The sequence below is a fragment of the Ruegeria sp. SCP11 genome (genome assembly GCF_040329455.1).
Classification (GTDB): domain Bacteria; phylum Pseudomonadota; class Alphaproteobacteria; order Rhodobacterales; family Rhodobacteraceae; genus Ruegeria; species Ruegeria atlantica_E.
Genome location: NZ_JBDZYG010000006.1, coordinates 192313 through 213341, shown reverse-complemented (window position 1 = coordinate 213341; position 21029 = coordinate 192313). Strand labels below are relative to the sequence as shown.

The following is a 21029-nucleotide window of genomic DNA, read 5'->3' as shown; positions in this document are numbered from 1 at the left end:
TGCAGGTTACAAGCCCCGAGGTCAAAATGGCGCGCGCATTTCCCCCGATCCAAACCATCTCGACAGGGCTGGTCGTTGCCATCGTCGGATTCTTCAGTTCCTTTCCAATCGTATTGCAGGGGCTGGCGGCCATGGGGGCTTCGGCGCAGCAATCCGCCTCGGGCCTAATGATGGCCGCCATCGCAATGGGGCTTGCAGGCATCGGGCTCAGCCTGTGGTACCGGCAGCCCATCAGCGTGGCATGGTCGACGCCCGGTGTCGCGCTTCTGGCGGTATCTGCGATGCCCGCAACTGGCTTTGCCGAGGCGACCGGCGCTTTCCTTTGTGCAGGTGCGCTGACCGTGCTTGCGGGACTCTGGCGGCCGTTGGGGCGGCTGGCAGCCGCAATCCCAACCACTCTGGCCCAGGCAATGTTGGGCGGCGTTCTGCTGCCGCTGTGCATTGTGCCATTCAAAGCGGCCGTTGATCTGCCTTGGATGGCACTGCCGGTGATTCTGACTTGGTTTGTCGCCGGTCGCATCAACCGCCTTTGCGCAGTTCCTGCTGCTGTTGTGGCGGCGGGGATTGTCGTGGTGCTGAACGCAGGCGAAGCATCTGTTGCACCGACCCATTTGGTGGCTGCACCGGTCTGGACGATGCCCAGCTTTTCGCTGGCCTCCCTGATCGGTATCGGCGTCCCGTTATTCATTGTCACCATGGCTACGCAGAACATTCCGGGTATCGCCGTGATGCGCAGCATTGGCTATACGCCTACTCCCGGCAAGTTGTTTTCCTCGGTTGGCGCGGCCAGCATCCTGTCTGCTCCGTTTGGCGCGCCAGCCACGTGCCTCGCCGCAATCACGGCCGCGATGTGCTCGAACGAGGACAGCCACCCGAATCCCGCCCAACGTTACTGGTCTGCCGTAATGGCGGGCGTGTTCTATTGCCTGTTCGGCGTGTTAGCCGTGGCCATCACCGGGTTTGCCGTACATGCCGACCCTCTGTTGATGGGGACATTGACGGGTATCGCCCTGATCGGAGTTCTGGCCAATGCCACTCACGCAGCGCTTGAGGTGCCCTCCGAACGGGAGGCAGCCATTATGACCTTTGCCATTACGGCTTCGGGTATTTCGGTCTTTGGCCTGGGGGCTGCAGTCTGGGGCCTGTTGGCCGGAGGCATCGCCTATCTGGTAACAAGCCGAAAGCAGTAGTCGCTTTCAAAGCTTGAACAGCTGGGATATCTTCTCATCATGTTTGGATCGCTAGGAAGACTGATCGAACGACAGATCAAAAAGGCGCAGGCCGAGGGTCAGTTGCAGGGATTGGAAGGCGAAGGTCGGCCCCTGCCAGACCGCTCTGGCGAGGCCCAAAGTGACGCGGCCATAGCAGCGGGCCACAGGATCATGGCACAGGCTGGGGTGCTTCCGGAAGAATTCGAGGTCAGGAGAAAACTGGAAGCGGCCCGCAAAGAGTATGCCGGCCTTACCGATCCGAAAGAACGCAAATCTGCAATGGCCCGGATCGCTGATCTGGAGATGCGCTACAACATGGCGCGCGACGCCCGACGGGCCTTTATGCGCTAGTTATTTGAACTCAGGCTTACGGCCCTGCATCTGCGCAGCAATAACCTCCATCTGGTCCGGCTTGCCAATCAGTTCGACCTGCTCCTCAGACTCCGTCAGCAGCACCTCGGCGCGAGGTTTGGTCTCGGCCACCTCAATCAGACGTTTGGCAGCGCGAATTCCCGAGGGGCTTTTGCCTGCAATCTCTTCGGCCAGCGCCTGCGCTTCTGTCAACGGATCGTCCGAGAGCTTGGTCACCAGCCCCCATTCGGCCGCCTGCTGCGCACCAATAGGGCGCGCCGTGTAGGTCAGCAGGCGCAGCACATCCGAACGCACAAGCTGTGGCAACAGCACCATGCCACCCATATCGGGGATGATGCCCCACTTCATCTCCATCACAGACAGCTTGGCGTCGGGATGAGCAATGCGAATATCTGCGCCCAGCGCGATCTGTAGACCGCCGCCATAGGCAACGCCCTGAATGGCGCAGATCACTGGTACGGGTACACGTCGCCAGATCAGAGCGGCCTCTTGCAACGCGTTAGCGTCTTCGTGGCTACGGGGCATCAGCAGTTCGGCAGGATCCATCTGAACCATACCCGCGACGCTGGCCATGTCGAGCCCGGCGCAAAAGCTCTTGCCTTCGCCCGATAGCACGACAGCACGCGCATCCGAGGCCGCGACTTCCTGCCCGGCCGACAACAACGCCTTGAACATCGCGTCATCCAGCGCATTCATCTTGTCGCCCCGCGTTAGTGTGACATGGGCGATGTGATCTTTGTACTCGACGGATACGCGTGTCATGCTGGGCTCTCCAATTCCGGTTGTGCTAACCATGCCCGGAAGACCTGCCGAGTTCCACCTCAACGTGGGGGCAGGCGCGTACGAGATCGAAGCACATCGCAAGGTTGCTTGCCGGGCGACCATAGGTTTATCTCGTCGCATGACTGACCCACGCTACACCCCGCTTTCCCTGTCCCTGCCCGCAACCGTGCCTTTTGTCGGCCCGGAGACACAAGAGCGTCAGCGCGGTGCGCCATTCGTGGCCCGGCTCGGCGCGAACGAAAGCATCTTTGGCCCCTCTCCACGCGCTATTGAGGCTATGGCGGCAGCAGAGATCTGGAAATATGGCGACCCCGAAAATCACGACCTGAGACATGCTCTGGCGAAACATCATGACATTAAACCTGAAAATATCGTGGTTGGCGAAGGGATTGATGGCCTGTTGGGTTATCTGGTGCGGTTGCTGGTTGGACCAAGCGATGCGGTCGTGACCTCGGACGGGGCCTATCCGACCTTCAACTATCACGTAGCCGGGTTTGGAGGCGTGTTGCACAAAGTGCCCTATCGGGACGATCACGAAGACCCCGCAGCTCTGTTTGCCAAGGCGGCTGAGGTGGACGCCAAGCTGGTCTATCTCGCCAATCCTGACAACCCGATGGGCAGCTGGCATCGCGGCGCCGATATCGTCGAGGCGATGGGGAGCTTGCCCAAGGGATGCTTATTGGTGCTGGACGAGGCCTATGTGGAATGCGCGCCGGAAGGGACGGCGGCACCGATTGCGGCTGATGATCCACGCGTAATCCGGATGCGTACGTTTTCAAAGGTTTACGGCATGGCCGGAGCCCGCGTAGGCTATGCGGTAGGCGCACCGGGGTTGGTCGCTGCGTTTAACAAAGTGCGCAATCATTTCGGCATGAACCGGGCAGCGCAGGCTGGCGCTTTGGCTGCACTGCAAGATGGCGAATGGCTATCACAAGTACAGGCAATGATTGGTGCGGCCCGTGATCGGATCGGTCAGATCGCTCGGGACAACGGGCTGGAGCCATTGCCCTCGGCAGCCAATTTCGTGGCAATTGATTGCGGACGGGATGGCACCTTTGCCAAGGCGGTTCTGGATGCGCTGGTGGCGCAGGGCATCTTTGTGCGCATGCCGTTTGCCGCGCCTCAGAACCGTTGCATCCGTGTTAGTTGTGGCACGGCGGCTGATCTGGATGCCTTTGCCACTGCGCTGCCAAAAGCGCTGGCGGTAGCCGAGGGTTCAGCCTGACCTGGGAGCAAAGGCCGCTGGTGGTAAAGCGGACAGTTAGCCGGCCAGAACAACCGCTGCTGCCTCGAGTGCACCGCTACCGCGCGGGATGTTTAACGCCGACATTGCGGTTTCCACACCGCCCAGCATCGCCATGACCATCTGACCGTTCACGTGGCCCATATGCCCCAGGCGGAAGCAACCATCCCAGTCCGCCATCCCCAACCCTATACCTAGGGTCAGGCCCAACTGAGTTTCGGTGAACTGACGCAGCCGTGTTCCCTGCCCGTCTTTCAAACGCAAGGCAGTCACTGCACGGCTGCGGTGGGCGCGGTCGGCTACGTTGAGTTCCAGCGCTCCGCCCTCGGCCCATGTTTCACACGCCGTCCAGATGGCCTTGGCCAGATGTTCGTGACGGGCCCAGACCTGCTCAATCCCTTCGGCATGAATCAAGTCAAGCGCCGTGCGCAAACCGTAGAGGTGATGCGTTGGCGCCGTTCCATTGAAATACTGGTAGAACAACTGGGGCTTTACGCGTGGTTGCCAGTCCCAGTATTGCGAAACGCGGGGCATCTCGGCTCGTTTTGCCTGCGCTTTGTCGTTAAAGAACACGAAACCCATGCCCGCCGGGGTCATCAGCCCCTTCTGGCAGGCTGTGACCGTGACATCCACGCCCCAAGCATCCATTTCAAACTGGTCGCACCCCAACGAGGCGATGCAGTCGGCCATCAGCAGCGCCGGGTGGTTCAGATCATCCAAGAGAGTCCGCAAGGCTGGGATGTTGTTACGAACCGAGGTTGAGGTATCCACGTGAACCGCCAGAACGGCCTTTATTTCATGGTCCTTATCGGCACGCAGAGTTTCGGAAATGCGATTCAGGTCCCAAGGCGCTGACATGCCGAAATCAATCAGATCGACCTTGGCCCCAATCCCTTCGGCCATCTCGGCCCATCCGCGCGTAAATATGCCCGAAGCCGGAGCCAGCACCCGTTCCCCCGGGGCCATCACGTTGGACAAGGCAGCTTCCCACGCGCCGTGACCGTTGGCGATGTAGATGGCTACGTTGTGATCCGTGCGCGCCACGCGTTTCAGATCGCGGGTCAGGGCGGGCATCATCTCGATCAGTTCGCCGTCATAGATGTTTGGTGACGGCCGGTGCATTGCCTGCAAAACCGCGTCGGGCATAACTGAAGGACCGGGAATGGCCAGATACTCGCGCCCCTGCGCGAGAGCGATTGGGTTTGTCATGGGATCAACCTGTAAGAATCGACCCTACCCTAGCGCCGCAATAATAGCCGTCAATCCTTCAGCTTTGCGGCGTCGCGTGCAAGCGCTTCGATCCCGGCCCAATCACCATCAACAACCATCTGCTTGGGCGCAACCCAGCTTCCTCCAGCACAGACCACGTTCGAAAGACTGAGATAATCGCGAGCGTTCGAGGGGGAGACGCCACCGGTGGGGCAGAATGTGATCTGCGGCAAGGGTGCGCCGATGGCCTTTAACGCCGGTGCACCGCCTGAAGCTTCGGCCGGGAAGAATTTCAGCATGTCATAGCCTTTTTCCAACAAGGCCATCGCCTCGCTGGCCGTCGCAGCTCCTGGTAGCAGGGGCAGCCCCTCGGCCTCGCAGGCCGCGATCAGCGTGTCGGTCGCGCCCGGTGAAACACCAAATTGCGCGCCTGCTTCCTTGGCGGCGCGAACGTCTTCGGGAGTAACCAGAGTGCCCGCTCCGACCACGCCTCCGGGTACTTCAGCCATAGCCCGGATCACATCCAACGCCGCTGGAGTGCGCAGGGTGACCTCCAATGCGGGCAGGCCACCGGCCACCAGCGCCTCGGCCAATGGGCGGGCATGTGATGCGTCGTCGACCACCAAGACCGGGACAATAGGGGCCAAACCGCAAATTTCGCGGGTACGTTCGGTTTTTGACATAGGGGTTAGACTCCGAAAATGCTGGCACCAACGTCGGCAGATCCGACATTGGCGCGGAAGGTGCCGAACAGGTCGCGCCCGACGCCATGTTGGTTCGCCGAAAGATCAGCGGTGGCAGGCGCGCGGTCCAGCACACCCGGGGTGAGAATTTCCAGTTCACCCTTTACCGCATCCACACGTAGCAGATCTCCGTCTTGCAGATAGGCAATTGCACCGCCCTCCAGTGCTTCGGGACAGACATGGATTGCGGCTGGAACTTTGCCCGACGCTCCAGACATGCGGCCATCGGTGACCAATGCCACTTTCTGCCCCCTGCCCTGCAGGATTGACAGTATTGGTGTCAGCGAATGCAGTTCGGGCATCCCATTGGCTTTGGGGCCCTGAAAACGAACAACGACAATGACATCATCGGTGAACTCGCCAGCCTTGAAGGCGGCTTTTACTTCATCCTGATCGTGGAACACGCGGACGGGGGCCTCAACAACCTGATGTTCGGGAGCGACGGCTGACACCTTCATGACCGCAGTACCCAGATTACCGGTCAGTCGCGACAAGCCACCCGTGGGCTGGAATGGGTCTTTGGCCGGGCGCACGATCTTTTCGTTCAGGCTGTGACCTGCACCCTCTTCCCAGACCAACTCGCCGTTTTTCAGCTTGGGTTCTTTGGTGTAGTTGTGCAGGCCCTGTCCCGCCACAGTCAGCGTATCGGGATGTAGGAGCCCGTCCTCGAGCAGGGTGCTGATGCAGTAGCCAAGACCACCTGCAGCGTGGAAATGGTTAACGTCAGCCAGCCCGTTGGGATAGACCCGCGCGACCAGAGGCACCACGGCAGAGATGTCGGAAAAATCCTGCCAGTCCAGCACGATACCGCCTGCACGGGCCATAGCGATCAGGTGAATAAGCAGGTTTGTCGAGCCACCGGTGGCCATCAGGCCGACGATACCGTTCACAAAGGCGCGTTCATCCAGCACCTGATAGACGGGCGTGTAATGATTGCCCAATGCACTCAGCGACAGAGCGCGGCGTGCGCCTTCTTCTGTCAGCGCGTCGCGAAGCGGGGTGTTGGGGTTGACGAAGCTGGAGCCCGGCAGGTGAAGACCCATGAATTCCATCAGCATCTGGTTGGTGTTTGCGGTGCCGTAGAAGGTGCAGGTACCGGGGCCGTGATAGGCGGCCATCTCGGCGGCCATGAGTTCCTCCCGCCCGACTTCTCCCGCGGCGAATTGCTGGCGGACCTTGGCCTTCTCATCGTTCGGTAGGCCGCTGGTCATCGGACCAGCGGGAAGAAACACGGCGGGCAAGTGCCCAAAAGCCTGTGCGCCGATTATCAAGCCCGGAACGATCTTGTCACACACGCCAAGAAAGACCGCCGCGTCATAGGTATTGTGGCTCAGCGCAACACCGGTCGCCAAGGCGATCACATCGCGCGAGAAAAGGGACAGCTCCATGCCGGCCTCGCCCTGCGTAACCCCGTCGCACATGGCAGGTACGCCACCCGCAACTTGCGCTGTGCCACCCGCCTCGCGGATCGCGTCGCGGATGAGACCGGGGTAACGTTCGAACGGCTGGTGGGCCGAAAGCATGTCGTTATAGGCTGTAACGATACCGAGGTTCCCTGCGGTGCCAGTAGCCATCGCTTGTTGATCCGTGCCCGCACCGGCATAAGCATGGGCCTGACCACTGCAGGACAGATGCGCCCGGGCCGGTCCTTTGGAACGTGCCTGCTCCATCCGCTCCACATGTGGGCCGCGCAAGTCGGCACTGCGGTCGATGATCCGCTGTGTGACGTCGGTTATGACAGAGTGAACCATGATTAACCTCCGATCTGACGCCAGCGACGACCGTCGCGATGCATCAGCATCAATGCTTCTTCGGGGCCTGAACTGCCTTGATCATAGCGTGCCGGCCGGTCGCCGCGATCTTCCCAGCCCCGAATGATGGGATCGACCCAAGCCCAGGCGGCCTCGGCCTCGTCCCCGCGCATGAACAGGGTTTGATCGCCGCGAATGACGTCCATCACCAACCGCTCATAGGCGTCCGGTGCGCTGGCCTCAGCGCCCAGCGCGTCGGCAAAGCTCATGTCCAACGCCACATCGGACAGGCGGAAACCGCCCGGACCGGGGTCTTTGATGGTGGTGCGCAGAGTAATCCCTTCGTCCGGTTGCAGGCGGATCACCAGTACGTTGCCGTGCAGGGGGCCGACGTTGGGGAAAATCGTATGCGGCGGGTCGCGGAAGAACACCGCAATCTCGGATTCCCGCGCCCGCAGGCGTTTGCCGGTCCGCAAGTAGAATGGAACACCAGCCCAGCGCCAGTTGCCCAGATGCACCTTAAGCGCGATGAAGCTTTCGGTGCGGCTGGCCGGATTGCCGACATGATCGACGTAACCGCCTTCACCATGGATGGCGCGGTACTGCCCACGTGCGATATCTTTGGGGTCTACAGGCTCCAGCGCTTCGATAACTTTGACCTTCTCGTCCCGCACCGCGTTGGGCGAGAATTTCGAGGGCGGCTCCATCGCCGTCAGGCACAGAAGCTGTACAAGGTGGTTCTGGACCATGTCCCGCATCGCGCCAGACTGATCGTAATATGCGCCCCGCCCCTCAACCCCAACAGTTTCGGCAACGGTAATTTGCACATGGTCAATATGTGTCGAGTTCCACAGCGGTTCGAACAAAGAATTGGCAAAGCGCAGAGCCATCAGGTTCTGTACCGTTTCTTTTCCCAGGTAGTGGTCGATCCGGTAGATTTGATGCTCTTCGAAACAGGCACCGAGGCCTTCGTTTAGCGCCTTGGCTGACGCCAGATCATGCCCAAAGGGCTTTTCCACCACAATACGGCTGTCCGGCGTTGCAAGCCCGTGGTCGTGCAGCCGTTGCGCAATGCCTGAAAACAGGCTGGGTCCAACTGACAGATAGAAAGCGCGCACAACTTCCGGGCGCAAGGATTTGGCTAAGTCAGACCAGCCATCCTCACCCAGCGCATCGACCGGGACATACTCCACCTGACTTAGGAACTGATCCAAAACGTCCTTTTTGAATTCCGGCGCGAATTCCTTCATCGAGGCTCGGATTTGCGCGTGAAACGCGTCGCTATCTATGTCCGAGCGGGCCGTCCCGATGATCCGGGCGTCTTCCGGCATCTGCCCCACTTCAAACCGGTGATAGAGGCCCGGCAGAATCTTACGCTGTGCCAGATCGCCAGTTGCACCGAACAGCACAAGGTCGAACGGGTTAACCGGAATTACGCGTGAAACCATCGACGGGCTCCTTCAGTTTTCACCTGGGCCACCATAGCACCACAAAGTCGCGGCATCCGTGATTTAGGCCATGTTATCGCTAACATTCGCCGTTTGAATAGGCAATGCAGATGCAGAAAGCAAGCCCGGATTTTTAAGATCACCCCTGATTGCGCAGCCATTCCATAACGGCAGGGCGAACAGACTGCTCTCCGCGGTGCCGCGCGTCGGCGATAATTTTGCGCACGGATTGCAAATCAGCCCGCAACAGAACGCTCTTGACCGGTCCAATCGAAGCGGGGCGCATCGACAGCGTCCGAATGCCCATGGCGGCCAGGCACAGGGCCTCGACAGGGCGGCCCGCATCCTCGCCACAGAAGCTGAGCGGCGTGTTCGAGATGTCGCAGCGCTCAACGATCCGCTCAATGAAGGTCAGAAAGCTGACATTCAGCGTGTCATAGCGACGGCGCACCAGTTCGTTTTCCCGGTCAGCGGCGAAGAAAAACTGTTTCAGGTCGTTGCCGCCAATCGATACGAAATCGACCTCATCAAAGAATTTCTGCGGTGCGAAAGCAAGTGATGGGGTTTCCAGCATCGCCCCGACCTCGAGCGTTTCGGGCAGCACATGACCCAAACGCTTTTCTCGTTCGATGGTCTTGTTGACCTCCCAACGGGCTTCGCGAAATTCGTCGGCCTGCGCCACAAAGGGGAACATGATCGTCAACGGACGACCATTTGCGGCGCGCAACAGTGCCTGCAACTGCATCCGCATCACACCGCGCTTGTCCAGGCCCACACGAATCGCACGCCAGCCCAGCGCCGGGTTCGGCTCTGCCACATGCTTCATGTATGGCAGGACCTTGTCCGACCCGATATCCAGCGTGCGGAATACGACGCGCTTGTCCCCCGCCGCATCCAGAACGCGCTGATATTGCGCCACCAACTCTGATCGTTTCGGCATCTGATTGCGGATCAGGAACTGCAGCTCGGTTCGGAACAAGCCCACGCCCTCAGCCCCTGAATTGCCCAACGAGGGCAGATCGGCCATCAGGCCCGCGTTCATCACCAGGTTTATCCGTTCCCCATCTCGCGTCACCGTTGGAGTTTCGCGGATCGAGGCATAACGCTCCTGCGCCTTGGCCTGCATCGCGATCTTATCGCGGAAGGCGCTGACCACCGTGTCCTCGGGCCGCAGGTGCACCACACCTTCATTGCCATCGACCAGAATATGGTCGCCGTTCAACGCTTCGGTCGTGATACGCCCCACGTGCACCACTAACGGAATCGCCAGCGCACGGGCCACGATTGTCGCATGACTGCCGACCGAACCTTCTTCGAGCACAATGCCTTTCAGCGACCGACCGTATTCCAGCAGGTCTCCGGGACCGATATTGCGGGCGATCAGGATCGGATCTGGTGGTAAGTCGACACCATTTGTGCCGCCCTGCCCTGTCAGAATACGAAGCAAACGGTTCGAGAGGTCATCCAAATCGGCCAGCCGCTCGCGCAGATAGGGATCGGTCACCTGTCCCATACGGGCACGGGCTTGAGACTGTTCTTTTTCGACCGCAGCTTCGGCGCTGAGACCGAGGGCAATGTCTTCTTCCATTCGCCGCATCCAGCCCTTGGAATTGGCAAACATGCGATAGGCTTCGAGAACCTGAAGTTGCTCTTTGTCACCGCCCTGAGAAATCTCGAGCATCTTGTCGACGCCCACACGCAGCTCCTCCACCGCTTCGGTCAGACGTTCCCGTTCGCGATGCGGGTCTTCGGCGATAGGATTGGTCACCACAACGCGGGGTTCGTGCAGCCAAACATGCCCCTCGGCCGACCCTTCCTGTGCAGGACCACCGCTGAGCTGGAGCGATTGTTGGTGCAGGGGCGACAGGGCCGCGCCTTCGCCGACAAACGCGCCTAGCTCGGCCATTTCAGCCAGAACCATGGCGACCACTTCCAGCGCATACACCTCATCGGCAGAAAACTTGCGCGCATCGCGCGACTGTACGACCAGAACACCCAGTTTCTGACCCAGACGCTGAACCGGAACGCCCAGAAAGGACGAGAAACGCTCTTCGCCCGTTTCCGGCATATAGCGGAAGCCCTTGGCCGACGGCGCATCTGGGGTGTTCACGACTTTTCCGGACTGGGCGACACGGCCCACTAGCCCCTCACCCATGCGCATCCGGGTTTTGTGCACGGCCTCAGGTGCCAGACCTTCGGTGGCGCACAGTTCCAGCGTGTCTTCATCACGGAACAAATAGATTGAACAGACCTCGGCCCTGATGCTGTCTGCAATCAGGTGAGTAATCCGGTCAAGACGCTCCTGACCGGCGGCTTCACTCGCCATCTCCTCTCGAAGCCGCCCCAGCAGCTTACGAGATTCTGTTTCCGTTCCGTCCGCCATGGCCCAACCAGTTTACGGTGTCAGGCTAAACCTTTGGCTGAAATGCTCAGGCCGCCTTGTCCAATTCAAACGCATCATGCAGCGCCTGAACAGCAAGTTCCATGTATTTCCTGTCGACGAGGACGGAAATTTTTATCTCAGAGGTTGTGATGACCTTAATGTTGATCCCCTCATCCGAGAGTACCTTGAACATTTTGGCCGCAACACCCGATTGCGAACGCATGCCGATTCCTACGACCGAGACCTTGCAGACGTCCTGGTCCGCGACAAGTTCCGCATAGTTCAACTCGCCCGCGTCCTTGATCGCCAGCAGCGCTTTTTCGGCGCGTGCTACCTGATCGGTGGGGCACGAGAAGGTCATGTCCGTACGCCCCTCGTCCGAGATATTCTGGACGATCATGTCAACATTCACGCCCTCATCGCTGAGCGCGGTAAAGATGGTCGAGGCGATACCGGGGCGGTCCGCCACCGATACGACGGTCATCTTGGCCTCGTCGCGGGAATAGGCCACACCGGCCACAACATTGGATTCCATAATATCCTCCTCGTCAACGACCAGCGTACCGGCCTCGTCGGATTGTTCTTCGAAACTTGAGAGAACGCGCAGTTTTACCTTATACCGCATTGCAAGCTCAACCGAACGGGTCTGCAACACCTTGGCCCCCAGAGAGGCCAGCTCGAGCATCTCTTCGAATGAAATGCGATCCAGCTTGCGCGCTTTTTCACAGATGCGGGGGTCGGTGGTATAGACGCCGTCCACATCGGTATAGATGTCGCAGCGTTCGGCGCCAAACGCGGCTGCAAAGGCCACGGCGGTGGTGTCCGAACCACCCCGGCCCAGCGTGGTGATCCGGCCTTCGGGGCTGATGCCCTGGAACCCGGCGACAACGGCCACTTTCATGCCTTCGTCGAATTTCTGACCGATATTCTCGGTCGGGATTTCCTCGATCCGAGCCTGACTGTGCGCGCTGGAGGTTTTCAACGGCACCTGCCAGCCTTGCCAGCTACGGGCCGGAATGTCCATTTCCTGCAGGGTCAAAGCCATCAGACCGGCGGTCACGTTCTCACCCGAAGACACTACGGCGTCATACTCGCGTGCGTCATACAGAGGCGAAGTCTCATCGACCCAGCCGACCAGCTCATTAGTCTTTCCAGACATGGCCGAGACAATGACGATCACGTCATAGCCCTTGGCCACCTCAACACCGATGCGTTTGGCCGCGCGGCGGATGCGGTCAAGGTTGGCAACCGACGTGCCACCGAATTTCATAACGAGTACGGGCATGAGGGTGGTCTCTCCGCGCCTTGGAATTCAGATCTCGTGCGTCTTATGCGAGGGGGGCCGTAAGGGCAAGTGTTCAAAACAGCATCGAATGCAGTATGGGGCCGCTTTACATCCGGCAATGTCGGTGTCAGCCTTAGGCGACGCATTTTCCAAGAGGTTTTCCATGCTCCGCTTTGCCATCGCAACCCTCCTGCTGTCCTCTCCCGCCATTGCGCAGGTATCCACACTGGCTGCAACCGATGGCAAAAATGCCTTGGGTACGGTTCCTTGCGCCACGGGCGGTGCACCGCTGAGCGATTGTCACGCCGAATTACGTCACCATGACGACGGCACCACCACTTTGGCCGTTGCGCTGGGTGCCGGAGAAGTGCGTAGCATCTATTTCACTGACGGCGTGCCGAATTCCAGCAGCTCTCCCGCCAGGATCAGTCATGAGACACGCGGTGACCTTACGGTGATTTTCATTGATCCTGACGAGGTTTACGAGATTCCGACGGCAGCGCTAAAACGTCAGTAAGCGTGGGGAAAACCGTTCCAGGTTTCAAAGCAGCCCGTCGTTTCAAGCGACAATGCATCAAATCGCTCGATCAATCCCTCAGCGGCTTGATCCGTCGTGATCTCCGCCGCGGGTCCACCCATTTCCGTTAGGACCCAGCCGGGGTGATATATACCTACGGCGATGCCGTCATCGCGTAGATCGGTGGCCAGATTGCGCCCCAGGTTCAACGCTGCGGCCTTCGAGGCGCGGTAGATGTAGCTGCCGCCCGGCGCCCGCGTGTGCGAAGCCATCTGCGACGAAAGGATCGCAATCTTGCCTTGCGCAACGCGCAGATTGGGCAGCAAGGCCTGGACGGACAGAAAGACACCGGTCACGTTGACGGCAAAACTCTGCGCCCACATGTCTGCGGGATACCCGTCGATGTCCTGTTCCTTGTCCAGATAGACCCCCGCGTTACAGATCAACAGGTCGACTGGCTGGTCGCGCAACCTTGCTGCCATGTCTGAATGCTGCGAGGGATCGGTCACGTCCAACACCAACTGCGCGCTGCCATCCCGCGCAGTACCGGTTATCGTATCCCCGCGGGCGCGATAGGCATCCGTCAGTGTGCGGCCAATCCCACGATTGACCCCAGTTATCACGACATGCACTGTTTAGTTTGTCTTTCTGCTTGGAACGAATGGCAAAGGCGCGACGGGTACTCCGTCGTCAATCAAGGCCCGCGCCTCTTCCGGCTTGGCCTCGCCATAGATCGCGCGTTCTGGCGCGTCACCGAGGTGGATTTTACGTGCCTCACGGGCGAAATCCTTGCCGACGTAGTCCGAATTCTCTTCGACTTTACGACGCAGTTCCACCAAAACCTTTTCAAGGTCTGGTGGCGGTGACGCAACATCTACGGTTTCAGCTTCCGTTGGCTTTACCTCAACGCGAGACTCGACATTGCGGGCCGGACGCACACGCGGTGTCATAATCGCCTTTTCAACCTCCGCACATCCGCATACGGCGCACGTCACCATGCCCGAGGATGCCAGTTTGTCGTAAGCGGCGGCCGATTGAAACCAACTGTCAAATGTATGGCCGTTGCTGCATTTCAACGCGTATTGAATCATGGTCCGTCCAAATGTCGGTCGCCAATTAGATACCGAGCGACTCGGCAAGATCAAGCCCCTCCAAGGGTATCTCAGTGCCTAACAGGCTCAATCTTTTGTAACAATAGCGCCAATTCAGGTGAATTAACCAACTGCGCCGCTTTTTTCGGCGTGATCCACTTTCTCTGCCGCTGTTGATACTCGGGGAACCGGGATGCAATTGAGGTCGCTAGTAGCGGGAAAACATCTACAGCGCACATCACCGGGCCCTTTTTTCGACGGCGTTTTTGGTAGAAAAAGCGCCCTATCGCCTGCACATCGCACTTGCCGCGAACACCTGCCTCTTCCCACGCCTCCTGCAATGCAGTCTCAGGCGGCGTCAGACCGTCGATCAGCCATCCTTTGGGAATGATCCAGCGGCGTGATTTGCGAGTGGTGATCAGCAACACCTCGGGGCGCCCCCGTTCAAAGCGATAGCACAGCGCCGCCAATTGCTGCAGCACCGGCAATTGCCGGGCTTTCGGCGAAACATGGGGCGATAACCTTGCGTCTTTCACGCTGTGCCGCCTTTCAAATGGACTTCTTGCCTGTTCCCCGCGTCGTTTTCGCTTATTTAGCGGGTTCTCAGATCATCAATACCATATAAGGCGATTTCCTCCAAGCCTTTGAAGAAGAGTCACATTCTGGAACTCAATTTGCGCACCAATTCGTCATGCGGGATATCGGCATCAACGGCCAGTCGCCGCAGACCAAAATGCACGCGGGCGATCTGCTGGTAATACCGCGTATAGACATAGTTGGTGCCACCGCCGGCGATCGCGCCCAACACGGGTACCGACTGCGCCGCCAGTTTTTGCCCCAACACCACGGAAAGACGCGGAGCAACCGCCGCAATCAGCCTTTGCATGGCCGGACCTGTCAACGTCAGGCGTACTGAGAAGAACCCCACATCGGCTCCATCATCATTGGACATGGGACCGGCAGCGGACAGAACGCGCACGCAATCGAATTTCACGCCCTCTTCGGACGGGTCAAATCCTTCGCGCGCCGCGGCGCCCTGTATCGCACGCAACAGCATAGCAGTAGTGGCCGGCAACTCCATCAGAGCAGTAGACACGCCACCCAGCCCCCCGGCCGCGCCCATTGCTGTGGTAAGTGCGGTGTTGACCCATGGGCGCTGATCCGGCACCGCTCGGCGCGATCCTTCCGCAGCGTGCATAGCAAGCCACAAGGCCTGTTCCGTTGCGCCCGTCAGGCTCTGCCTGATCGGCTCAGGCAATTGCTCAAGCAAGGATTCCGCCGAACCACCCAGACTGTTCAGAAGTTTAACACCCGGTCCTCCGGCAGACCGATAATGCGCGGCCAATCGGTCCAGTTCGGCCTCGGCATCCAGTTTTTCAACAAGAACCACGTCCTGCATACATACCCTCCTGTCCTTAAGACATCGGGATTTATAGCCGAGGTTTCAATAGTTCAGCGGGTCCAGCGAGTGACAAGCCCGCTCACTTCGTCCCAAACACCCGGAGTCAATTCCAGCCCCAAAACACGGTCCGGGTTGGTTGGCGGCGGCATTTCAACCCCGCTGAGACGGGAAAACCCAAAGCGGGCATAATAGGGCGCATCACCAACCAGCATGACCCGCTCCCAACCCTTCGTGCGGCCGGCTTCGATGCCCTCGTGAATCAGAAATCCACCCAAGCCCTCGCCTTGATGTGTGGGGTGTACGGCCACCGGCCCCAGCAGCAAGGCATCATGATCTCCCACGTGCACCGGCCAGAACCTGATAGCGCCTGCCAGAATGCCCTGTCCGTCGCGCGCAACCAGTGACAGGCCAGAGACAGGCGGCACATCATCCCGCAAACGATAGGAGGAAAGAGCCTCACGCCCGGGCGCAAAGCACAGGTCATAGAGAGCCTCGACTTCCCACCAATCATCCGGCTCTTCCGGCCTGATCCCGAATTGCTGCACCCCGACCCTCTTTTCCTTGCTGGCATTCGCCCTAGCACTTCGGTACGCCTTGGGCAAACGCTTGGAGAAAAGATGTTCTATCGTCCCGAAGACGGCCACGGACTGCCGCACAACCCGTTCAACGCGATCATAACACCTCGCCCGATCGGCTGGATTTCCTCCCGCAGCCCGGATGGGATCAACAATCTGGCGCCCTATTCATTCTTCAACGGCGTCGCCTACACGCCACCCCAAGTGATGTTCGCGTCAACCGGCACCAAGCACGATCAGGATGGCGGCAAGGACAGCGTTGCAAACATCGAAGCGACTGGGGTGTTCTGCGTGAACGTGGTTGCCCATGCGCATCGGGACGCGATGAACGCCAGTTCAGCAGGCTTGGCCAAACATCACGACGAATTTGCCCACGCTGGCCTGACACCGATTGAGTGCGAAACTATACCCTGCTCCCGAGTTGACGGAGCCCCGGCAGCACTGGAATGCAAGCTGACAAAGATTGTCTCGCTACCGGGCGAGGCTAATCGGGTCGTGTTCGGAGAAGTCACTGGTGTTCACTTGCGGGACGATTGCCTGAAGGACGGCATATTTGATGTTACGTCTTTCCAGCCGTTGGCACGACTGGGATATCGGGATTATTCGGTTGTGACCGAGTTATTCAGCCTTTCTCGGCCTGACGACTGATGTTACTCCCTGATCCTCATCGCAGATACCCGGTTACCCTGCCCGATGGGACCGTTCACAAGGGCACGGTGTTTTTGTCCGAGGCAGTCGATCATCCACAGTTTGAGGCCGGGGCGTTCAGCTACGCATCAGACTTTGACCCGCCCGAGGATTGGGGGGCACGGTTGGCTCCTTATCTGTTTCCGTTTTCGAAGGAAAAACTGATCCTGGGCAAATTTTGCCAGATTGCTCATGGCGTTCGGTTCATTACATCTTCGGCCAATCACGCAATGGCGGGTCTGACCTGTTTTCCTTTTCCTATCTTTGATCCGAACAGGATGTCGGGATACCAACCAGACGTGCGGGATACGATCATCGGGCATGACGTATGGATCGGATTTGGCGCTTTGATCCTGCCCGGAGCCCGAGTCGGCAACGGATCAATCATTGGTGCCGGATCGGTTGTCCGAGGAGATATCCCACCTTACGCAATCGTCACGGGAAACCCAGCAGAGGTGCGGCGATACCGTTTTGAAGCGGATGTGATTGCCAGACTGGAAGCGCTTGGCTGGTGGGACTGGCCACCACAAAAAGTTGGAGCCTCCGAAAGCGCCCTTCTATCCGGTGATATCGATAGGTTGGAACGTCTGGCACCAAATTGAAAGGCGACCCTCGGGCCGCCTTTCCAATATGTCAGTGACCGCCCAGAATGCCGGTACGGACAGAATAGTCCACAGCCAATTCGTAATCTGGGTCGTCATCACTGTCGACCATCAGGTGCCCGGCCTTATTGAGCAGCTTGTGACAATCTCGGCTGAGATGGCGTAGCATGACGCGTTTGCCTGCGGCCTCGTATTTGGCGGCGATGTTTTCGATAGCTTGCAGCGCCGACTGGTCAACAACGCGGCTTTCGGCAAAGTCCACGATTACCGTTTCCGGATCATTCGGTACATCAAACAACTCGACGAACCCATCCGACGATCCGAAAAACAGCGGTCCCTGGATTTCATAAACTTTAGCACCCTTTTCGGTCGAGGATTCGCGGGTAACCGCATGGATACGCTTGGCGTTGTTCCACGCATAGGCCAACGCCGAGACGATGACACCCACTACCACGGCGACCGCTAAGTCCTCCATCACGGTTACGACCGTCACCAGCACGATCACAAAGGCGTCCATCAGCGGCACCTTGCGCATGATCTTGAACGAGTTCCATGCAAAGGTACCGATCACCACCATGAACATCACCCCGACCAAAGCCGCCAGCGGGATTTGTTCGATCAGCGGTGAAGCAAACAGAATGAAGACCAGTAGGAACAGCGCCGCGGCAACACCGGCAATACGAGTCCGACCACCGGATTTCACGTTGATCATCGACTGACCGATCATCGCACAACCGCCCATGCCGCCAAAGAAACCAGTGGCCACGTTGGCAACGCCCTGCGCGATACACTCTTGCGAGGCTCCGCCGCGCTTGCCGGTGATTTCCCCTACAAGGTTCAGGGTCAGCAGCGATTCAATCAGGCCGATGGCGGCCAGAATGACGGCGTAGGGCAGGATGATCTCAAAGGTTTCCCAGTTTAGCGGCACCATTGGAATGTGGAACGCGGGCAACCCGCCCTCGATCGAGGCCAGATCGCCGACGCGCGGCACGTCCAGCCCAAAGCCGATCACCAGCGCGGCCACAACCAAAATACCGGCCAGAGGCGCAGGAACGATGCGCGTGATACGCGGCATGATCCAGATCACCGCCATGGTCAGCGCCACCAAGCCCAGCATGGTATAAAGCTGCAGACCCGAGAGCCATTCACCCCCACCAACGCCGTGCCCGGTGTTTTCCATGGTGCCCGGCACCTTGAACTGCCCCAACTGCGCTAGAAAAATCACGATGGCCAGACCGTTCACAAAGCCCAGCATTACCGGGTGCGGCACCAGTCGGATAAAGCGTCCCCAGTGCATTGCCCCGGCAATTACTTGAAGAATGCCCATCAAAACAACGGTGGCAAACAGGTATTCGACCCCGTGCTCGGCTACCAGCGCGACCATTACCACGGCCAGAGCCCCGGTTGCACCCGAGATCATGCCCGGGCGACCGCCGATCAACGCCGTGATCAGGCCAACCATAAAGGCCGCGTATAGGCCGACAAGCGGGTGCACGCCAGCGACAAACGCAAATGCCACCGCTTCGGGCACCAATGCCAGCGCCACGGTCAGGCCGGACAGCAACTCAATCCGCAGGCGCGAGGCAGTCAGCCCCTCGTCCGGTACCCAACGCAGGTCGGGTTTGGCAATACGATTGGCAAAGCTTGCCAGCATGGCTCGGGGCATGGGACGGTCCTGTCGGTCTATTTTGTTCGCGCGAAAGGGGCCTTTTAGCGGTCAAGCCCCGGCTGAGATACCGCGTCAAGCGGGACCCTGATATGCGCCGGGCGCATACCGGGACAACAACCAACACAAACCGTTGAAGCCACTTGCCAAATCTCTTGCCGCCCCGCAGACAGTCTGCAACAAATTTTTTCAATCGGAGCACAGCCATGACCCAGACCAAAATCGCCATCATCGGCGGATCGGGCATCTATGACATCGACGGGCTGGAGAATGCGGAATGGGTTACCGTGGAAACCCCGTGGGGCGATCCTTCGGACCAGATTCTGACTGGCTCGCTGAACGGCGTCGCAATGGCGTTCCTGCCGCGCCACGGACGCGGTCACGTGCATTCGCCAACCGAAGTGCCTTATCGCGCCAATATCGACGCGCTAAAACGCGTGGGGGTGACCGATGTGATCTCGGTTTCCGCCTGCGGGTCGTTCCGCGAACACATGGCACCGGGCGATTTCGTGATCGTCGATCATTTCATCGACCGGACCTTTGCGCGCGAGAAAAGCTTTTTCGGCACCGGCTGCGTCGCCCATGTCAGCGTCGCCCACCCCACCTGCCCGCGCCTGTCCGATGCCTGCGAGACCGCAGGCAAGGCTGCTGGCATCACCATTCATCGCGGTGGCACCTATCTGGCGATGGAGGGGCCTCAGTTCTCGTCGCTGGCCGAGTCCAAGATGTATCGCGAGCAATGGGGTTGCGACGTGATCGGCATGACCAACATGCCCGAGGCGAAACTCGCCCGCGAGGCCGAGCTTTGCTATGCCTCGATTGCTATGGTTACCGACTACGACAGCTGGCATCCGGATCACGGGGAGGTCGACGTAACCTCCATCATCGCTACTCTGACTGGAAATGCCGAGAAGGGCCGTGCTCTGGTAAAAGGCCTACCAGACTTGTTGGGGGCCAAGCGCGAGCCCTGCCCGCATGGCTGCGACCGGGCGCTGGAATACGCCATCCTGACCGCGCCAGAAAAGCGTGACCCGGCGCTGCTGGCCAAACTGGATGCCGTCGCTGGGCGAATGCTCTAACCGAACTTTCTTACTGACCCAGAGTGGCTTGCACTTCATCCCAGAGCCCATGCGACCAGAGATCGTTGTGGGTTCCCTCAGGGACAACGTGCAACTTTGCGCTCCCGCCGGACATCGCCGCCAGCGCCTCCCCGTGGTGAAGAGGGATTGTCTCGTCATCGGTCCCGTGGAAAATCAGGGTCGGTACTGTGATTTCGTCGATAACGTCGCGGGTGGCGAACTGGTCTTTCATCAGGAGCGAGACAGGCAACAACGGATAGCGTTCGGACGCGACATCCACGGTCGCAGTGAAAGGCGCCTCCAGCACCAGCAATTGCGCATTCGGTCGCTGCTCGGCCACCGCTGCTGCAATACCTGTACCAAGGCTTTGCCCGTGCAGGACAACATCCGTGCCCTCAACGTCCAGCCGGTCGAACATCTCAACACCGTCCGAAATCAGCGCCATCTCCGAGGGCTCACCCTCGCTACCCGGAAAACCGCGATAACTGGGGGCCAGCAGACCATAACCGCTGTTGAGGATTTCGCGCATCCGGTCGGCCCGATCGCCCAGATTGCCGCTTTGACCGTGGAAAAACAGAACTGTCGGGGCGCCTTCCGTGGCCGGGGGCGCGGACCAGGCAGTCAACAGCACTCCGTCGGACATCGTCAGGGAGACCACCTCGACATCGGCCATCCCGACCGTATTCGGATCCGGCAACTCACCTGAAGGTTTGTAGAGCAGCGTGTCCTGTTTCGCGTACATATATCCGACGATTGCGGCGTAAAGCACGACAGCAACAAGAGCCAGCAGAACAAACCCCCGCTTCAGCAGCGTGGTCTTCGACAGTGCGGACCTTGCATACGTCTCGGTATCAATGGTTTCTGTGCGCGTCATTGTAACCTCCTGCCCTGCCGGCTTTGTTCAGAGTTCGGTAAGGATCCGCAAGCTTTCAAGGTTGGAATACACTTCCTAAAGCAAATTTAAACTTTTGCAGATTTGACG

At 59.2% G+C, this 21029-nt stretch carries 21 protein-coding genes; 7 read left to right on the top strand and 14 right to left on the bottom strand.

Translation table 11 applies throughout. From position 1 onward, the window contains the following. Positions 1-26 precede the first annotated feature (26 nt). Together ABLN94_RS11555 and ABLN94_RS11550 are read left to right on the top strand one after the other, a co-directional pair. On the top strand, positions 27-1190 hold the full coding sequence (locus tag ABLN94_RS11555; RefSeq protein WP_352992512.1) for a benzoate/H(+) symporter BenE family transporter: 1164 nt from the start codon (positions 27-29) through the stop codon (positions 1188-1190). Between the two features lie 39 nt (positions 1191-1229). Then, entirely contained in the window at positions 1230-1562 is a 333-nt protein-coding gene (locus ABLN94_RS11550) for a DUF1992 domain-containing protein (RefSeq protein ID WP_352992511.1), read from the top strand. On the opposite strand, the gene ABLN94_RS11545 is transcribed toward ABLN94_RS11550, so the two are convergent. Then, positions 1563-2345 carry a crotonase/enoyl-CoA hydratase family protein gene (locus tag ABLN94_RS11545; RefSeq protein ID WP_352992510.1) on the bottom strand — a complete coding sequence of 261 codons (783 nt, stop codon included), beginning with the start codon at positions 2343-2345 and terminating at the stop codon, positions 1563-1565. Between the two features lie 139 nt (positions 2346-2484). Between ABLN94_RS11545 and ABLN94_RS11540 the strand changes: the two genes are divergently transcribed. Beyond that, positions 2485-3591, top strand: coding sequence for a pyridoxal phosphate-dependent aminotransferase (locus ABLN94_RS11540; protein ID WP_352992623.1), 1107 nt, complete (start codon positions 2485-2487; stop codon positions 3589-3591). A 36-nt stretch (positions 3592-3627) separates the two neighbouring features. On the opposite strand, the gene ABLN94_RS11535 is transcribed toward ABLN94_RS11540, so the two are convergent. From ABLN94_RS11535 to ABLN94_RS11510, 6 genes are all read right to left on the bottom strand, one after another. Further along, positions 3628-4818: a pyridoxal-phosphate-dependent aminotransferase family protein gene (locus tag ABLN94_RS11535; protein ID WP_352992508.1), complete on the bottom strand. Its 1191-nt coding sequence runs from the start codon at positions 4816-4818 to the stop codon at positions 3628-3630. Positions 4819-4868: 50 nt separating this feature from the next. Beyond that, positions 4869-5501 carry a bifunctional 4-hydroxy-2-oxoglutarate aldolase/2-dehydro-3-deoxy-phosphogluconate aldolase gene (locus tag ABLN94_RS11530; protein ID WP_352992507.1) on the bottom strand — a complete coding sequence of 211 codons (633 nt, stop codon included), beginning with the start codon at positions 5499-5501 and terminating at the stop codon, positions 4869-4871. A gap of 5 nt (positions 5502-5506) precedes the next feature. Then, positions 5507-7312, bottom strand: coding sequence for a phosphogluconate dehydratase (gene edd, locus ABLN94_RS11525; protein WP_352992505.1), 1806 nt, complete (start codon positions 7310-7312; stop codon positions 5507-5509). A 2-nt stretch (positions 7313-7314) separates the two neighbouring features. Next, positions 7315-8760, bottom strand: a complete 1446-nt coding sequence (gene zwf / locus ABLN94_RS11520; RefSeq protein ID WP_352992503.1) for a glucose-6-phosphate dehydrogenase — start codon at positions 8758-8760, stop codon at positions 7315-7317. Between the two features lie 139 nt (positions 8761-8899). Further along, positions 8900-11143, bottom strand: a complete 2244-nt coding sequence (gene ptsP, locus ABLN94_RS11515) for a phosphoenolpyruvate--protein phosphotransferase (protein WP_352992502.1) — start codon at positions 11141-11143, stop codon at positions 8900-8902. A 46-nt stretch (positions 11144-11189) separates the two neighbouring features. Beyond that, positions 11190-12428, bottom strand: coding sequence for an aspartate kinase (locus ABLN94_RS11510; protein WP_352992501.1), 1239 nt, complete (start codon positions 12426-12428; stop codon positions 11190-11192). A 163-nt stretch (positions 12429-12591) separates the two neighbouring features. Between ABLN94_RS11510 and ABLN94_RS11505 the strand changes: the two genes are divergently transcribed. Then, the gene (locus ABLN94_RS11505; RefSeq protein WP_170493374.1) at positions 12592-12945 is read left to right on the top strand and encodes a hypothetical protein; all 354 of its coding nucleotides are present in this window, start codon (positions 12592-12594) and stop codon (positions 12943-12945) included. Here ABLN94_RS11505 and ABLN94_RS11500 read toward each other — a convergent pair. The 5 genes from ABLN94_RS11500 to ABLN94_RS11480 all read right to left on the bottom strand — a co-directional run bounded on the left by ABLN94_RS11500 (position 12939) and on the right by ABLN94_RS11480 (position 15983). Then, positions 12939-13577: an SDR family NAD(P)-dependent oxidoreductase gene (locus ABLN94_RS11500; protein ID WP_352992499.1), complete on the bottom strand. Its 639-nt coding sequence runs from the start codon at positions 13575-13577 to the stop codon at positions 12939-12941. The genes ABLN94_RS11505 and ABLN94_RS11500 overlap by 7 nt on opposite strands. A 3-nt stretch (positions 13578-13580) precedes the next feature. Then, positions 13581-14036 carry a DUF1178 family protein gene (locus ABLN94_RS11495; protein WP_170493369.1) on the bottom strand — a complete coding sequence of 152 codons (456 nt, stop codon included), beginning with the start codon at positions 14034-14036 and terminating at the stop codon, positions 13581-13583. 71 nt (positions 14037-14107) lie between these two features. Continuing rightward, positions 14108-14572, bottom strand: a complete 465-nt coding sequence (locus tag ABLN94_RS11490; protein ID WP_352992498.1) for an NUDIX hydrolase — start codon at positions 14570-14572, stop codon at positions 14108-14110. Positions 14573-14691: 119 nt separating this feature from the next. Continuing rightward, the gene (locus ABLN94_RS11485) at positions 14692-15435 is read right to left on the bottom strand and encodes an EcsC family protein (protein ID WP_352992497.1); all 744 of its coding nucleotides are present in this window, start codon (positions 15433-15435) and stop codon (positions 14692-14694) included. Between the two features lie 53 nt (positions 15436-15488). Next, positions 15489-15983 carry a GNAT family N-acetyltransferase gene (locus ABLN94_RS11480; RefSeq protein ID WP_352992495.1) on the bottom strand — a complete coding sequence of 165 codons (495 nt, stop codon included), beginning with the start codon at positions 15981-15983 and terminating at the stop codon, positions 15489-15491. A gap of 72 nt (positions 15984-16055) precedes the next feature. On the opposite strand from ABLN94_RS11480, the gene ABLN94_RS11475 reads away from it, so the two are divergent. Both ABLN94_RS11475 and ABLN94_RS11470 read left to right on the top strand, forming a co-directional pair. Beyond that, complete coding sequence (locus tag ABLN94_RS11475; RefSeq protein ID WP_352992493.1) at positions 16056-16661, top strand: flavin reductase family protein; 606 nt, start codon at positions 16056-16058, stop codon at positions 16659-16661. After that, complete coding sequence (locus ABLN94_RS11470) at positions 16661-17302, top strand: CatB-related O-acetyltransferase (protein ID WP_352992492.1); 642 nt, start codon at positions 16661-16663, stop codon at positions 17300-17302. The genes ABLN94_RS11475 and ABLN94_RS11470 overlap by 1 nt, the downstream gene beginning before the upstream one ends. Before the next feature lie 31 nt (positions 17303-17333). On the opposite strand, the gene ABLN94_RS11465 is transcribed toward ABLN94_RS11470, so the two are convergent. After that, complete coding sequence (locus tag ABLN94_RS11465) at positions 17334-18968, bottom strand: SulP family inorganic anion transporter (protein WP_352992491.1); 1635 nt, start codon at positions 18966-18968, stop codon at positions 17334-17336. A 206-nt stretch (positions 18969-19174) separates the two neighbouring features. Here ABLN94_RS11465 and ABLN94_RS11460 point away from each other — a divergent pair, with 206 nt between their 5' ends. After that, positions 19175-20047, top strand: a complete 873-nt coding sequence (locus tag ABLN94_RS11460; protein WP_352992490.1) for an S-methyl-5'-thioadenosine phosphorylase — start codon at positions 19175-19177, stop codon at positions 20045-20047. 10 nt (positions 20048-20057) lie between these two features. On the opposite strand, the gene ABLN94_RS11455 is transcribed toward ABLN94_RS11460, so the two are convergent. Further along, entirely contained in the window at positions 20058-20921 is an 864-nt protein-coding gene (locus ABLN94_RS11455; protein ID WP_352992488.1) for an alpha/beta hydrolase, read from the bottom strand. Between the last annotated feature and the right edge of the window lie 108 nt (positions 20922-21029).